At 59.9% G+C, this 496-nt stretch carries 1 protein-coding gene; it reads left to right on the forward strand.

The annotated features are described in order from the left end of the window. The first annotated feature begins 21 nt into the window (after positions 1–21). On the forward strand, positions 22–456 hold the full coding sequence (merR, locus tag B2W70_RS16805) for an Hg(II)-responsive transcriptional regulator (protein ID WP_000429838.1): 435 nt from the start codon (positions 22–24) through the stop codon (positions 454–456). Positions 457–496 lie beyond the last annotated feature (40 nt).

Below are 496 nucleotides of genomic sequence, written 5' to 3' on the forward strand. Positions count from 1 at the left end.
TTATGTACGGAGTCAAGCGATATGGAAAACAATTTGGAGAACCTGACCATTGGCGTTTTCGCCAGGACGGCCGGGGTCAATGTGGAGACCATCCGGTTCTATCAGCGCAAGGGCTTGCTCCCGGAACCGGACAAGCCTTACGGCAGCATTCGCCGCTATGGCGAGACGGATGTAACGCGGGTGCGCTTCGTGAAATCAGCCCAGCGGTTGGGCTTCAGCCTGGATGAGATCGCCGAGCTGCTGCGGCTGGAGGATGGCACCCATTGCGAGGAAGCCAGCAGCCTGGCCGAGCACAAGCTCAAGGACGTGCGCGAGAGGATGGCTGACCTGGCGCGCATGGAGGCCGTGCTGTCTGATTTGGTGTGCGCCTGCCATGCGCGGAAGGGGAACGTTTCCTGCCCGCTGATTGCGTCACTGCAAGGGAAGAAAGAACCGCGCAGTGCGGACGCGGTGTAGCCCGAGGGAACTACGCCTTAGCGTGCTTTATTTTCCGTTT

Source organism: Aquabacterium sp. UBA2148, assembly GCF_002328915.1.
Classification (GTDB): domain Bacteria; phylum Pseudomonadota; class Gammaproteobacteria; order Burkholderiales; family Burkholderiaceae_C; genus Aquabacterium; species Aquabacterium parvum.